Source organism: Geopseudomonas aromaticivorans, assembly GCF_019097855.1.
GTDB classification, from domain to species: Bacteria; Pseudomonadota; Gammaproteobacteria; order Pseudomonadales; family Pseudomonadaceae; genus Geopseudomonas; species Geopseudomonas aromaticivorans.
Genome location: NZ_JAHRGL010000001.1, coordinates 135,808 through 148,488, shown reverse-complemented (window position 1 = coordinate 148,488; position 12,681 = coordinate 135,808). Strand labels below are relative to the sequence as shown.

The 12,681-nt window shown below is 65.7% G+C and carries 15 protein-coding genes; 14 read left to right on the top strand and 1 reads right to left on the bottom strand.

The window, feature by feature from the left end:
• Nucleotides 1-513: 513 nt before the first annotated feature.
• From rluC to KRX52_RS00705, 3 genes are read left to right on the top strand one after another with little or no spacing between them, the layout of a single operon-like run.
• The gene (rluC, locus tag KRX52_RS00715; protein WP_217679229.1) at nucleotides 514-1,467 is read left to right on the top strand and encodes a 23S rRNA pseudouridine(955/2504/2580) synthase RluC; all 954 of its coding nucleotides are present in this window, start codon (nucleotides 514-516) and stop codon (nucleotides 1,465-1,467) included.
• Complete coding sequence (locus KRX52_RS00710; RefSeq protein WP_217679228.1) at nucleotides 1,460-2,155, top strand: HAD-IA family hydrolase; 696 nt, start codon at nucleotides 1,460-1,462, stop codon at nucleotides 2,153-2,155. Before rluC ends, KRX52_RS00710 begins: the two co-directional genes overlap by 8 nt.
• Entirely contained in the window at nucleotides 2,142-3,116 is a 975-nt protein-coding gene (locus KRX52_RS00705) for a S49 family peptidase (protein WP_217679227.1), read from the top strand. Before KRX52_RS00710 ends, KRX52_RS00705 begins: the two co-directional genes overlap by 14 nt.
• Before the next feature lie 19 nt (nucleotides 3,117-3,135).
• Here KRX52_RS00705 and KRX52_RS00700 read toward each other — a convergent pair whose 3' ends face one another.
• Nucleotides 3,136-3,717 (bottom strand): Maf family protein, encoded by a 582-nt coding sequence (locus KRX52_RS00700; protein ID WP_217679226.1) that lies wholly within the window; start codon nucleotides 3,715-3,717, stop codon nucleotides 3,136-3,138.
• A 107-nt stretch (nucleotides 3,718-3,824) separates the two neighbouring features.
• Here KRX52_RS00700 and KRX52_RS00695 point away from each other — a divergent pair, with 107 nt between their 5' ends.
• The 11 genes from KRX52_RS00695 (at nucleotide 3,825) to KRX52_RS00645 (ending at nucleotide 12,666) form a co-directional block, all read left to right on the top strand.
• A complete protein-coding gene (locus tag KRX52_RS00695) occupies nucleotides 3,825-4,355 on the top strand; it encodes a YceD family protein (protein WP_217679225.1) in 531 nt (176 codons plus the stop codon).
• A gap of 11 nt (nucleotides 4,356-4,366) precedes the next feature.
• Nucleotides 4,367-4,549 carry a 50S ribosomal protein L32 gene (gene rpmF, locus KRX52_RS00690; RefSeq protein ID WP_217679224.1) on the top strand — a complete coding sequence of 61 codons (183 nt, stop codon included), beginning with the start codon at nucleotides 4,367-4,369 and terminating at the stop codon, nucleotides 4,547-4,549.
• 3 nt (nucleotides 4,550-4,552) lie between these two features.
• Nucleotides 4,553-5,563, top strand: coding sequence for a phosphate acyltransferase PlsX (gene plsX / locus KRX52_RS00685; RefSeq protein ID WP_302850303.1), 1,011 nt, complete (start codon nucleotides 4,553-4,555; stop codon nucleotides 5,561-5,563).
• A 104-nt stretch (nucleotides 5,564-5,667) separates the two neighbouring features.
• Complete coding sequence (gene fabD / locus KRX52_RS00680; protein WP_217679223.1) at nucleotides 5,668-6,606, top strand: ACP S-malonyltransferase; 939 nt, start codon at nucleotides 5,668-5,670, stop codon at nucleotides 6,604-6,606.
• A 19-nt stretch (nucleotides 6,607-6,625) separates the two neighbouring features.
• Nucleotides 6,626-7,366 (top strand): 3-oxoacyl-ACP reductase FabG, encoded by a 741-nt coding sequence (gene fabG, locus KRX52_RS00675; protein ID WP_217679222.1) that lies wholly within the window; start codon nucleotides 6,626-6,628, stop codon nucleotides 7,364-7,366.
• Between the two features lie 193 nt (nucleotides 7,367-7,559).
• Nucleotides 7,560-7,799, top strand: coding sequence for an acyl carrier protein (gene acpP, locus KRX52_RS00670; protein ID WP_217679221.1), 240 nt, complete (start codon nucleotides 7,560-7,562; stop codon nucleotides 7,797-7,799).
• Nucleotides 7,800-7,937: 138 nt separating this feature from the next.
• Nucleotides 7,938-9,182: a beta-ketoacyl-ACP synthase II gene (gene fabF, locus KRX52_RS00665; RefSeq protein WP_217679220.1), complete on the top strand. Its 1,245-nt coding sequence runs from the start codon at nucleotides 7,938-7,940 to the stop codon at nucleotides 9,180-9,182.
• Nucleotides 9,182-10,000: an aminodeoxychorismate lyase gene (pabC, locus tag KRX52_RS00660; RefSeq protein WP_217679219.1), complete on the top strand. Its 819-nt coding sequence runs from the start codon at nucleotides 9,182-9,184 to the stop codon at nucleotides 9,998-10,000. The genes fabF and pabC overlap by 1 nt, the downstream gene beginning before the upstream one ends.
• 2 nt (nucleotides 10,001-10,002) lie before the next feature.
• Nucleotides 10,003-11,058, top strand: a complete 1,056-nt coding sequence (gene mltG / locus KRX52_RS00655) for an endolytic transglycosylase MltG (RefSeq protein ID WP_217679218.1) — start codon at nucleotides 10,003-10,005, stop codon at nucleotides 11,056-11,058.
• On the top strand, nucleotides 11,055-11,687 hold the full coding sequence (gene tmk / locus KRX52_RS00650; RefSeq protein ID WP_217679217.1) for a dTMP kinase: 633 nt from the start codon (nucleotides 11,055-11,057) through the stop codon (nucleotides 11,685-11,687). Before mltG ends, tmk begins: the two co-directional genes overlap by 4 nt.
• Nucleotides 11,680-12,666, top strand: a complete 987-nt coding sequence (locus KRX52_RS00645; protein WP_217679216.1) for a DNA polymerase III subunit delta' — start codon at nucleotides 11,680-11,682, stop codon at nucleotides 12,664-12,666. The genes tmk and KRX52_RS00645 overlap by 8 nt, the downstream gene beginning before the upstream one ends.
• The last annotated feature ends 15 nt before the right edge of the window (nucleotides 12,667-12,681 follow it).

Genomic DNA, 12,681 nt, shown 5'->3' with positions numbered 1-12,681 from the left:
ACGGCGGTTGGCACACACGACTCTCGTGGTCGGTGTCAGGTGCGCCGGGAACGGTCTGGCCGTTGCCCTTGTCAAGCATCCCAGACGGCTGGGTCTGGGTGCGACTGGCGGCTCCTGCTAACTGTAGGTACAGAAGCACTCATTCAGGAGGAGGAATCAAACAACGCTGCGGACGATCATGGCGTCTGGCAAGCCGAGTGCTACGCAGTCCGTCGTTTGTGCATCTCCACCCTGCACGTATCCCTGAGAATCGGGTGCCGCTCGCAGAATCCGCAGCGGGTTAGCATTTGCACGAAACGCCGGGCGTCTCGCACGTCATGTCTCAAGGCTGGTTTTCCGAGGCATCGGCGACTCTGGCTGATGCACCGTCGGACGGCCTGGCGTCCATTGATTGTATGTCCGGTGTGCGGCGATCTTGCCTGAAGCACACGGAATGCCGCTTTTGGCGGCGCCCGGACTATAGCAGTAATCATTAAGTGCTTCAATTCAGGCAAAAATTGCTATGATTTGCGCATGACAACTCCCTCGCAAATCTCCACTGGCGTCCAGCTGCTCGAAGTGCGGCCGGAACTTGCCGGGCAGCGCATCGACAACTTTCTCCGTACCCAGTTGAAAGGTGTTCCCAAGACTCTGATCTACCGCATCCTGCGCAAGGGCGAAGTGCGGGTGAACAAGGGGCGGATCAAGCCCGAATACAAGCTGCAGGCTGGCGACGTGGTGCGGGTGCCGCCGCTGCGCGTATCCGAGCGCGACGAACCCGAGCCGCTGGCGCAGGGGCTGCTGCAGCGCCTCGAGGCCGCCGTGGTCTATGAAGACAAGGCGCTGATCGTCCTCAACAAGCCGGCCGGTATCGCCGTGCATGGCGGCAGCGGGCTGAGCTACGGGGTGATCGAGGCCTTCCGCCAGCTGCGCCCCGATGCCAAGGATATCGAGCTGGTGCATCGTCTCGACCGCGACACCTCGGGCCTGCTGATGATCGCCAAGAAGCGCAGCATGCTGCGTCACCTGCACGAGGCGCTGCGCGGCGACGGCGTGGACAAGCGTTACCTGGCGCTGGTGCGCGGCAACTGGCCAACCGCGAAGAAGAAGATCAGTGCGCCTTTGTTGAAGAACAATCTGCGCTCCGGCGAGCGTATGGTCGAGGTGAATCCCGAGGGCAAGGACGCGCTGACCGAGTTCCGCATCGTGCGCCGCTTCGGCGATTTCGCCACCCTGATCGAGGCTCGTCCGATCACCGGGCGTACCCATCAGATCCGCGTCCACGCCAAACATGCCGGGCACTCGATTGCCGGCGACAGCAAGTACGGCGACGAGGGGTTCACGCGCGAGATTCGCGAGCTGGGCGGCAAGCGGCTGTTCCTGCATGCCCATGCGCTGCGCGTGACGCTGCCCGATGGCGGCGTGCTGGAGCTGCAGGCGCCGGTGGACGAGATGTGGGCGCAGACCCTGGAGCGTCTCGATGGCTGATTACCAGCTGCTGGTGTTCGACTGGGACGGCACTCTGGTCGACTCCATTGCGCGGATCGTCGAATCGATGCGTGTGGCGGCGGCCGAGTGCGGGCTGCCGTGGCTGGATGACGTGACCATTCGCGGCATCATCGGTCTGGGGCTGCCGGAGGCGATCCGCAGCCTGTATCCCGACCTGGAGGATGCGGCGCAGATCACCGTGTTCCGGCAGATCTACAGTGATCATTACCTGTCCCTGGAGAGCACGCCGTCGCCCTTGTTCGACGGCGTGCTCGAATCGCTGCTGGCGTTCCGCGAGCAGGGCTATCGCCTGGCGGTAGCGACCGGGAAGAGTCGTCGCGGCCTTGATCGGGTGCTGGCGGGGCATGGCTGGCAGGAGTTCTTCGATGTCACCCGTTGTGCCGACGAGACCGCGAGCAAGCCGGATCCGCGGATGCTGCACGAGATCCTCGCGCACTGCGGCGTGGTGCCGGCGCGGGCCTTGATGGTCGGCGACTCGCCCTTCGATCTGCAGATGGCGCAGCGTGCCGGCATGACGGCGGTGGCGGTGGGATACGGTGCGCAGCCGCTGGCGGTGCTGCAGGAGTATCGTCCGCAGTTGGCCATCGACAGCTTCGATGGGCTTGGGCGCTGGCTGGGTGGGCAGCGGGTCGCATATACGGAGGTTGGCGAACATGCAATCGGATGAGTGGAAGGCGGCGGCGCCGTCTGACGAGAAAACCTGGAAGCTGCTGGAGAAGGCGGTGCTGGCTGGGGTGGTCGAACAGCGCCGGGCGCGTCGCTGGGGCATCTTCTTCAAGGGGCTGGCCTTTCTCTATGTGTTTGGGGCGCTGTTCCTGTTGTCGCCCTGGGCAAGCCTGGAAAAGAGCGCCGCGCTGAAGTCGCATACCGCGCTGATCGAGGTGCGCGGGGTGATCGCCGACGAGGAGCGTGCCAGTGCCGACAATATCGTCGGCAGCCTGCGCGAGGCCTTCAAGGACAAGAACACCCGGGCCGTGGTCCTGCGCATCAACAGTCCTGGCGGCAGTCCGGTGCAGTCCGGTTACATCTATGACGAGATCCGTCGCCTGCGTGGCGAGTACCCGGACGTCAAGCTGTATGCGGTGATCGCCGATCTCGGCGCTTCCGGGGCCTACTACATCGCCAGTGCGGCCGACGCTATCTATGCCGACAAGGCCAGCCTGGTCGGCTCCATCGGCGTCACGGCGTCCGGCTTCGGCTTTGTCGATGTCATGAGCAAGGTCGGGGTCGAGCGGCGCGTGTATACCGCTGGCGAGCACAAGACCTTCCTGGATCCGTTCATGCCGCAGAAAGAGGAGGAAACCCGCTTCTGGGGCACTGTGCTGGAGACCACCCACAAGCAGTTCATTGCCAGCGTCAAGCAGGGGCGTGGCGAGCGACTGAAGGACAAGGAGCATCCGGAGCTGTTTTCCGGGCTGGTCTGGTCCGGCGAGCAGGCGCTCACGCTGGGTCTGATCGACGGTCTGGGCAGTGCCAGCTATGTGGCGCGCGAGGTGGTCGGCGAGAAGAATCTGGTGGACTTCACTCAGAAGGAGTCGCCGATCGATCGTTTCGCCAAGAAACTGGGGGTTGGCGTGGCTGAGCAGATTTCGTTGTGGGCGGGGGTGCGCGTTCCTGCATTGCATTGAGGTTGGCGTGGGTGGCAGGTCAGGGGATCTGCACGCCTTCGTTCAGCAGCATGTCGATCAGGCGGATCAGTGGCAGGCCGATCAGGCTGGTGGCGTCCTCGCCCTCGGTGCTGCGGAACAGGCTGACACCGAGGCCCTCGGACTTGAAGCTGCCGGCGCAGTCATAGGGCTGCTCCAGGTGCAGGTAGCGCTCGATGCGGGCGTCGTCCAGCGCACGAAAGTGCACGGTAAAGGGGATGCAGTCGACCTGGCTGTGGCCGCTCTGCGAGTTGTGCAGGCACAGGCCGGTATAAAAGGTCACGCTGCCGCCGCTGGCGGCATGCAGCTGCTCGCGAGCGCGCGCGAAGTCGTGCGGTTTGCCGAGAATGCTGCCGTCGGCGAGGGCGGCAACCTGGTCGGAGCCGATGATCAGGTGTCGGGGGTGTTGTCCGGCCAAGGCGCGGGCTTTCTGTTCGGCCAGGCGGCGCACCAGTTGTTCGGCGCTTTCGCCGGGCAGGGCGGATTCGTCGATGTGCGGAGCCTGGCAGGTGAACGGCAGGTGCAGGCGCTCGAGCAGGGTGCGACGGTAGGCGGAGCTGGAAGCGAGAACCAGGGGTAACATGATGATTTCCTCGGAATTTGCCGACGATTCTAGGTATCCCGGGTGCCTGCTGCATACAAGGAAATTTCTTTGACAGTTAAAAGGGGTGTCCCTAGAATGGCGCGCTTATGTTGAAAGGGCCGATTCCACCTCATATCGATCCGCGAAAGCTTGCCGATCGCGCCGCCATCCTCGAGGGTGAGTGGCCGCTTGCGCAGTTTTCACGGTTGTGCGAGCAGTTGGTCAGCGATGCCGGCAGTGTCCATGCTCATTTGCAGTTTGGGCGTGACGAGCAAGGGCTGATCGTCATGCGCGGCACTCTCGATGTCGAGGTGCAGATGGTTTGCCAGCGTTGTCTGGAGCCGGCAACCCTGCCGGTGCACAGCGAGTTCGTCTATGCCGTGTTGCGGGAAGGTGCTTCGCACGATTCCGTGCCGAAAAGCTATGACGCGCTGGAGGTGGGTGAGGAGCCGCTCGAACTGATCCCTGTGGTCGAGGATGAGTTGTTGCTCGCGCTTCCCATTGTGCCGGCCCACGATCCCGATGCATGCCAACATCCGGCAGGTTTTGCAGCAGCACCAGAACCCAGCGTCAACGAGGTTTCGCGGTCCAACCCGTTCGATGTACTGGCGCAGTTGAAACGTGACCCAAACGTTTAGGAGTTAATCAAATGGCTGTTCAACAGAACAAAAAGTCTCGTTCCGCTCGCGACATGCGTCGTTCCCACGATGGCCTCGAAGCCAACGCACTGTCCGTCGAAAAGAGCACCGGTGAAGTTCACCTGCGCCACCACGTGAGCCCGGAAGGCGTTTACCGTGGTCGCAAGGTGATCGACAAGGGCGCCGACGAGTAATCCTTGTCCGCTCCGGTCATCGCGATCGATGCAATGGGTGGGGACTTCGGTCCCCACTGCATTGTTCCGGCCTGTCTCGACAGTCTGGTTGAATACCCCTCCCTGCAGCTGATTCTCGTCGGCCAGCCCTCCGTAATCGAAGCGCTCATCGCAGAGCATCCTGCGGTCGATCGTTCGCGTCTGCGTATTCATCCTGCCAGCGAAATCGTCACCATGGACGAGCGTCCGGCGCAGGTGCTGCGTGGCAAACCCGATTCCTCCATGCGCCAGGCTCTCGAGCTGGTCCGCCGCGGCGAGGCCCAGGCCTGTGTCAGTGCCGGCAATACCGGGGCGCTGATGGCGCTGTCGCGTTATCTGCTGAAGACCCTGCCCGGTATCGACCGGCCGGCGATGGTGACTGCCATCCCCACTGCCCGCGGTAGCTGCCATCTGCTCGATCTGGGCGCCAACATCGACTGCAGCGCCGAGCACCTTTACCAGTTCGCGGTGATGGGGGCGGTGGCTGCCGAGGCGCTGGGTATCGTGCGGCCGCGGGTGGCGCTGTTGAATGTGGGGACCGAAGAGATCAAGGGCAGCCAGCAGGTCAAGCTGGCTGCCACTCTGCTGCAGCAGGCGCGCGAGTTGAATTACGTCGGCTTTGTCGAGGGAGATGGTCTGTACCGCGGCGAGGCGGACGTGGTGGTGTGCGACGGTTTTGTCGGCAACATCGTGCTCAAGGCCAGTGAAGGGCTGGCGGCATTGATCGTGGCGCGTCTGGAGGCGTTGTTCCGCTCGGGCGTGGGTCCTCGCCTGGTCGGACTGCTGGCCTTGCCGTTGCTGCGGCGCCTGCAGGACGACCTGCGCCCGGCGCGACACAATGGCGCGAGCTTTCTCGGTTTGCAGGGGATCGTGGTAAAAAGTCACGGCGGTGCGGGGCCGGAAGGCTTTCGCAGCGCGATCCGGCGGGCGCTGGCGGAAATCCGCGAGAACCTGCCGCAGCGTCTGCATGGGCGTCTGGAGCAGCTGCTGCTCTAGCGGCCTGTGACCGATGTGCGGTGCCGGCCATCCAACTGTCAGTCTGTTGCGACGCGATGCGCCGCAGCCTTCCTGACGAACAAGTACCCAAGGAACTTGCTTCCATGTCTTCCTCCCTCGCTTTCGTTTTTCCCGGCCAGGGCTCCCAGGCAGTCGGCATGCTGGCCGAGCTGGGCGCGCAGCACGCCTCGATTCGTGAAACCTTCGCCGAAGCCTCTGCGGCTCTGGGCTATGATCTCTGGGCGCTGACCCAGGCCGGGCCGGCCGAGCAGCTCAACCAGACCGACAAGACCCAGCCGGCCATCCTCGCCGCCTCCATCGCGCTGTGGCGTCTGTGGCTGGCCGAAGGCGGCGCGCAGCCGGCCTTCGTCGCCGGGCACAGCCTGGGCGAGTACTCGGCGCTGGTGGCGGCCGGCTGTCTGCCGTTCGCCGAGGCGGTCAAGCTGGTCGAGCTGCGTGGCCAGCTGATGCAGCAGGCAGTGCCGGCCGGGCATGGTGGCATGGCGGCGATCCTCGGTCTGGACGACGACGCCGTGCGTGCGGCCTGCGCCGAAGCGGCGCAAGGCGACGTGGTCAGTGCGGTCAACTTCAACGCGCCGGGCCAGGTGGTGATCGCCGGTGCCGCGGCTGCGGTCGAGCGGGCCATCGAGGCGTGCAAGGCCAAGGGCGCCAAGCGCGCCATGGCGCTGCCGGTGAGCGTGCCGTCGCACTGCGCACTGATGCGTCCGGCGGCGGAAAAGTTCGCCGCGGCGGTGGAGGCCATCGCCTGGCAGCTGCCGCAGATCGCCATCGTGCAGAACACCAGCGCCCAGGTGCCGGCCGAACTGGCTGCGCTCAAGCAGGACCTGCTGGCGCAGCTGTACAGTCCGGTGCGCTGGGTCGAGTCGGTGGTGCTGCTGGCCGAGCGCGGCGTCACCGAGCTGGTCGAGTGTGGCCCGGGCAAGGTGCTGTCCGGTCTGAACAAGCGCTGCGCCAAGGGCGTCAATACCCACAATCTGGATACCCCGGAAGCCTTTGCCGCCACCCGTGCGGCCCTGGCCTGAACATCAGGAGAAATCACCCATGAGTCTGCAAGGTAAGGTGGCTCTGGTCACCGGTGCAACCCGCGGTATCGGCCAGGCCATTGCCCTGGAGCTGGGCCGGCAGGGCGCCATCGTCATCGGTACCGCCACCAGTGCGGCCGGTGCCGAGCGCATCGCCGAAACCCTGAAGAGCAACGGCATCGAAGGTGCCGGTCTGGTTCTCGACGTGTCCAGCGACGAGTCGGTAGCCCAGACCCTGGAACACATCCAGCAGCACCTCGGCCAGCCCGCGATCCTGGTGAACAACGCCGGCATCACCCGCGACAACCTGATGCTGCGGATGAAGGACGACGAGTGGCACGACGTCATCAACACCAACCTGACCAGCATCTACCGCCTGTCCAAGGCGGTGCTGCGCGGCATGACCAAGGCGCGCTGGGGCCGCATCATCAACATCAGTTCGGTGGTCGGCTCCATGGGCAACGCCGGACAGGCCAACTATGCGGCGGCCAAGGCCGGCGTCGAAGGTTTCAGCCGCGCCCTGGCGCGCGAAGTGGGGTCCCGCGGTATCACCGTCAACGCGGTGGCGCCGGGCTTCATTGACACCGACATGACCCGCGAGCTGCCGGCGGCCAATCGCGACGCGCTGCTGACCCAGATTCCGCTCGGTCGCCTGGGCCAGGCCGAGGAAATCGCCAGTGTCGTGGCCTTCCTCGCCGGTGACGGTGGTGCCTATGTGACCGGTGCCACAATTCCGGTCAATGGCGGCATGTACATGTAAAAAGCGATGGCCGGCATTGGCTGGCCGTCATCATTGCTGTCTAGAATACGTGTCCACATGCAGCCGGGCGGTCGGTGGCCGAGCCGGACAGTTCGGCAGGGCGGCAAGGGTTTTGCTTGAAAAGCTGAAAACCCTTTCTATACACTATCGACCACCAGCTACATGGAATTCTCCATAGGAGTGAGAACTAGTTATGAGCACCATCGAAGAACGCGTCAAGAAGATCGTTGCCGAGCAGCTTGGCGTTAAAGAAGACGAAGTGACCAACAGCGCTTCCTTCGTTGAAGACCTGGGCGCCGACTCCCTGGATACCGTCGAGCTGGTTATGGCTCTCGAAGAAGAATTCGAGACCGAAATCCCGGACGAACAGGCCGAGAAGATCACCACCGTTCAGGAAGCCATCGATTACATTAATGCTCACGGTCAGCAATAAGTAATCGTCGGTTCCGGCCGGTAAAAAGCCGCACGTCCCTTAAAGGCGTGCGGTTTTTCTTTGTGTTCAAGGAAGTCGTGGTGGTAAGTCGGTACCATGGCTTTCCCTGCTGTAGTGGATCAACAAGAGGAGAGCGCTGTGTCGCGTAGACGCGTCGTGGTCACCGGTCTCGGTATGCTGTCACCCCTTGGCCCGGATGTGGCCAGCAGCTGGCAGGGTGTGTTGGCAGGACAGAGTGGCATCGGGCCCATCGGGCATATGGATGTCTCGGCTTTTGCCACCCGTTTCGGTGGCGCGGTCAAGGGCTTCAATGTCGAGGACTACCTGTCGGCCAAAGAAGCTCGCAAGATGGACCTCTTCATCCAGTACGGCCTGGCAGCCAGTTTTCAGGCGGTGCGCGACGCCGGCCTGGAAGTCACCGATGCCAACCGCGAGCGCATTGGCGTGGCCATGGGCTCGGGCATCGGCGGCCTGACCAATATCGAGAACAATGCCAAGTCGCTGCATGAGCAGGGGCCGCGGCGCATTTCGCCGTTCTTCGTGCCGGGCTCGATCATCAACATGACTTCCGGGTTCCTGTCGATCCACCTGGGCGTCCAGGGTCCCAACTACGCCATTACCACGGCCTGCACCACCGGCACCCATTCCATCGGTATGGCGGCACGCAACATCGCCTATGGCGAGGCCGACGTGATGATCGCCGGTGGTTCGGAAATGGCTGCCTGCGGTCTGGGTCTCGGCGGCTTCGGGGCGGCGCGTGCGCTGTCCACCCGCAACGACGAGCCGACCCGCGCCAGTCGTCCGTGGGATCGTGATCGCGATGGTTTCGTGCTCGCCGACGGTGCCGGCGCCCTGGTGCTGGAAGAGCTGGAGCACGCCCGCGCCCGCGGTGCGCGCATCTACGCCGAACTGGTCGGCTTCGGCATGAGTGGCGATGCCTACCACATGACCTCGCCACCTGAGACCGGGGAGGGCGCCGCGCGCTGCATGGCCAATGCCCTGCGCGATGCCGGCCTGAATCCGCAGCAGGTGCAGTACATCAATGCCCACGGCACCTCCACGCCGGCGGGCGACCTGGCCGAGGTGGCAGCGGTCAAGCGGGTGTTCGGCGAGCATGCCTATAACCTGGCGGTCAGCTCGACCAAGTCGATGACCGGCCACCTGCTCGGCGCGGCCGGTGCGGTGGAGGCGATCTTCAGCATCCTCGCCCTGCGCGACCAGGTGGCGCCGCCGACCATCAACCTCGATGAGCCGGACGAAGGCTGTGACCTCAACTTCGTGGCGCATCAGGCGCAGGCGATGCCGATCGACGTGGCGGTGTCCAACTCCTTCGGCTTTGGCGGCACCAACGGCACCCTGGTGTTCCGCCGCCTGGTCGACTGATGGCGCTGGTGTGGATCGACGGCCGGCCGGCGGATCTGCTGCCGGTGACCGACCGTGGTCTGGCCTACGGCGATGGTCTGTTCGAGACCATCGCCGTACGGCAGGGGCAGATTGCCCTGCTCGAGCGCCATCTGCAGCGCCTGGGCGAAGGCGCCCGGCGCCTGTTGCTGCCGCTGGATCTGGCGCCGGTGCGCGCCGAGCTGCTGGCCTTTGCCGCTGAGCTCGGGCATGGCGTGGCCAAGCTGATCGTCACCCGCGGCGACGGCCAGCGCGGTTACGCACCGCCGGCGGCTGCCCGCTGCCGGCGCATCCTCAGTGGCACGCCGCCGCCGGCCTATCCGCCGGCGCATCGTCTGCACGGCGTCCGTCTGCATCCCTGCGCCACCCGCCTGGCCGAACAGCCGCTGCTGGCCGGGCTCAAACACCTCAACCGCCTCGAGCAGGTGCTGGCCCGCGCCGAATGGCAGGATCCGGCCTGTGCCGAGGGGCTGATGCTCGACCGCAGCGGGCGGGTGATCGAGGGCGTCTTCAGCAACCTGTTCCTGGTTGCTGGCGGCGCGTTGCTGACCCCGTCGCTGGAGCGGTGTGGCGTGGCGGGGGTGATGCGCGCGGAAATCCTCGCCCGTGCCGAGCTCGCCGGCATCCCGGCGCGGGTGGTCGACATCGACCGCGCGCAATTGCTGGCGGCCGACGAAGTGTTCCTGTGCAACAGCCAGTTCGGCATCTGGCCGGTGGTCGAGCTCGAAGACCACGTCTGGCCGGTGGGCAATCTGACCCGTACACTTCAGGGTCTGCTTGGCGACCTGGTGGATGGCTGATTGTGAAACGTACCCTGCTGTACCTGCTGGAGGGCGGTCTGCTGCTGGCGGGGCTGCTCGTGGCATTCACCGGCTGGCAGCAGCAAGTGGCCCTGCAGCGGCCGCTGGCGATTGCCGAGGAGCGCCTGATCGAGGTGCCCGCGGGCGCCACGCCCGGCGGCGTGCTGAACCGGCTAGAAGACGAGGGCGTGCTGGATGGCGCCTTGTGGCTGCGCCTGTACTGGCGCTTCAATCTCGACGGCAAGGCCCTGCACAGCGGCGAATATCGCCTGACCCCGGGGCTGACCGGGCGCGACCTGCTTGATCTGTGGCGGCGCGGCGAGGTCGTGCAGTACAGCCTGACCCTGGTCGAAGGCTGGAGCTTCCGGCAGTTGCGCGCCGCGCTGGTCAGTCAGGAGCGCCTGGAGCAAACCCTGGCCAGCCTGGACGATGCGGCGGTGATGCAGCGTCTCGGTCTCGATGGTCAGCACCCGGAAGGGCGCTTCTTTCCCGATACCTATCGCTACGTGCGCGGCATGCGCGACATCGACCTGCTGCGCCAGGCCCATGAGCGGCTGACTCAGGTGCTGGATGAGGAGTGGGGCCAGCGTGCCGAGGGATTGCCCTATCGCGAGCCCTATCAGGCGCTGATCATGGCCTCGCTGGTGGAGAAGGAAACCGGCGTGGCCGAGGAGCGCGAAGCGATCGCCGGCCTGTTCATCCGCCGCCTGCGCCTGGGCATGCTGCTGCAGACCGATCCGGCGGTGATCTACGGGCTGGGCGAGCGCTATGCCGGCAACCTGACCCGTGCACACCTGCGCGAGCCGACGCCGTACAACACCTATCTGCACCCGGGGCTGCCGCCGACGCCGATCGCCATGGTCGGTCGCGAAGCGATCCACGCCGCACTGCATCCGGCCGCCGGCGACAGCCTGTACTTCGTCGCCCGCGGCGACGGCACCCACGTGTTTTCGCGCACGCTCGACGAACACAACCGCGCGGTGCGCGAATTCCAGCTCAAGCGGCGCGAGGACTATCGTTCCAGTCCGGCCGCGCCGACACAAGGAAAAGCCCAGTGAGTGGCCTGTTCATCACCCTCGAAGGCCCCGAAGGGGCAGGCAAGAGCACCAATCGCGAGTACCTGGCCGAGCGACTGAAAAGCGCTGGCTGCGACGTACTGCTGACCCGCGAGCCGGGCGGCACGCCGCTGGCCGAGCGCATCCGCGAGCTGCTGCTGACCCCCAGCGCCGAGCCGATGGCAGCCGATACCGAACTGCTGCTGGTGTTCGCCGCGCGCGCCCAGCACTTGGCACAGGTGATCCGCCCGGCCCTGGCCGCCGGCAAGGTGGTGCTCTGCGACCGCTTTACCGACGCCACCTACGCCTATCAGGGCGGCGGGCGCGGCCTGTCGCTGGAGCGCATCGCGCTGCTGGAGGATTTTGTCCAGGGCAGTCTGCGCCCGGACCTGACCCTGGTGTTCGACCTGCCGGTCGAGGTTGGCCTGGCCCGCGCCGCGGCGCGCGGCCGGCTGGATCGCTTCGAGCAGGAAGCCCAGGACTTCTTCGAGGCGGTGCGCCAGGCCTATCTGGTCCGCGCCCGCCAGACGCCGGCGCGCTACCGCCTGCTGGATGCCGCCCAGCCGCTGGCAGCGGTACAGGCGCAGCTCGATGGCCTGCTGCCCGAACTGCTGGAGCGCGCGCGTGGCTGAGGCCTATCCCTGGCAGGAGGGCTTGTGGCAGCAGCTCAGCCGGCGCGAGCGGCATGCCCACGCCTACCTGCTGCACGGCCCGGCCGGCATCGGCAAGCGCGCGCTGGCCGAGCGCCTGGCCGCGGCACTGCTGTGCAGTGCTCCGCTTGCCGGCGACGCCTGCGGCCAGTGCAAGGCCTGCCTGCTGCTGCGCGCCGGTACCCATCCGGACTTCTTTGAGCTGCAGCCGGAGGAGGCGGACAAGCCGATCCGCGTCGACCAGGTGCGCGAGCTGGTCGACTTCGTGGCGCAGACCGCCCAGCTCGGCGGGCGCAAGCTGGTTCTGCTCGAACCGGCCGAGGCGATGAACCTGAATGCCGCCAATGCCCTGCTGAAAAGCCTGGAAGAGCCCGCTGGCGACACCGTGCTGCTGCTGGTCAGCCACCAGCCCAGCCGTCTGCTGCCGACCATCAAGAGCCGCTGTCAGCAGCAGGCCTGCCCGCTGCCGGGGGCGGCGGCGGGGCTGGCCTGGCTGGCCGGCCGCCTGCCGGAGCAGGAGGGGGCTGTGCATCAGCGCCTGCTCGAGCTGGCGGCCGGGTCGCCGCTGCGTGCCCTGCAGTTGTATCAGGACGGTGTGCTGGAGCAGCGTCTGCTGGTGGAGGAGGGCGTGAAGAAGCTGCTCAAGCAGCAGGCGGCGCCTTCCGAGCTGGCCGAGGGCTGGAAGAATGTGCCCCTGCCCCTGCTGCTCGACTGGTTCTGCGAGTGGCTGCTGCTGGTGCTGCGTTTTCGCATGACGGGGGACGAGGCCGGGCTGGGCGCTGCGCAGATGAGCAAGGTGATGCGCTACCTTGCCGAACGCGCGCCGCTGCCGGCGGTGCTGGAGTTGCAGGAGTGGCTGCTGGCGCAGCGCCAGAAGGTGCTCGGCAAGGCCAACCTCAATCGCGTACTGCTTCTCGAAGCCCTGCTGGTGCGGTGGGCAAGCCTGCCGCTGGCGGGCTAGAATCGGCCATCGGAT

What these genes read in the sequence shown, in the direction of transcription:
- KRX52_RS00700 (WP_217679226.1), bottom strand. Translation starts at nt 3,717, where the DNA reads ATGTTACCCCTGGTTCTCGCTTCCAGCTCCGCCTACCGTCGCACCCTG.
- KRX52_RS00705 (WP_217679227.1), top strand. Translation starts at nt 2,142, where the DNA reads ATGCAATCGGATGAGTGGAAGGCGGCGGCGCCGTCTGACGAGAAAACC.
- fabG (WP_217679222.1), top strand. Translation starts at nt 6,626, where the DNA reads ATGAGTCTGCAAGGTAAGGTGGCTCTGGTCACCGGTGCAACCCGCGGT.
- KRX52_RS00710 (WP_217679228.1), top strand. Translation starts at nt 1,460, where the DNA reads ATGGCTGATTACCAGCTGCTGGTGTTCGACTGGGACGGCACTCTGGTC.
- rluC (WP_217679229.1), top strand. Translation starts at nt 514, where the DNA reads ATGACAACTCCCTCGCAAATCTCCACTGGCGTCCAGCTGCTCGAAGTG.
- rpmF (WP_217679224.1), top strand. Translation starts at nt 4,367, where the DNA reads ATGGCTGTTCAACAGAACAAAAAGTCTCGTTCCGCTCGCGACATGCGT.
- acpP (WP_217679221.1), top strand. Translation starts at nt 7,560, where the DNA reads ATGAGCACCATCGAAGAACGCGTCAAGAAGATCGTTGCCGAGCAGCTT.
- fabD (WP_217679223.1), top strand. Translation starts at nt 5,668, where the DNA reads ATGTCTTCCTCCCTCGCTTTCGTTTTTCCCGGCCAGGGCTCCCAGGCA.
- pabC (WP_217679219.1), top strand. Translation starts at nt 9,182, where the DNA reads ATGGCGCTGGTGTGGATCGACGGCCGGCCGGCGGATCTGCTGCCGGTG.
- KRX52_RS00695 (WP_217679225.1), top strand. Translation starts at nt 3,825, where the DNA reads ATGTTGAAAGGGCCGATTCCACCTCATATCGATCCGCGAAAGCTTGCC.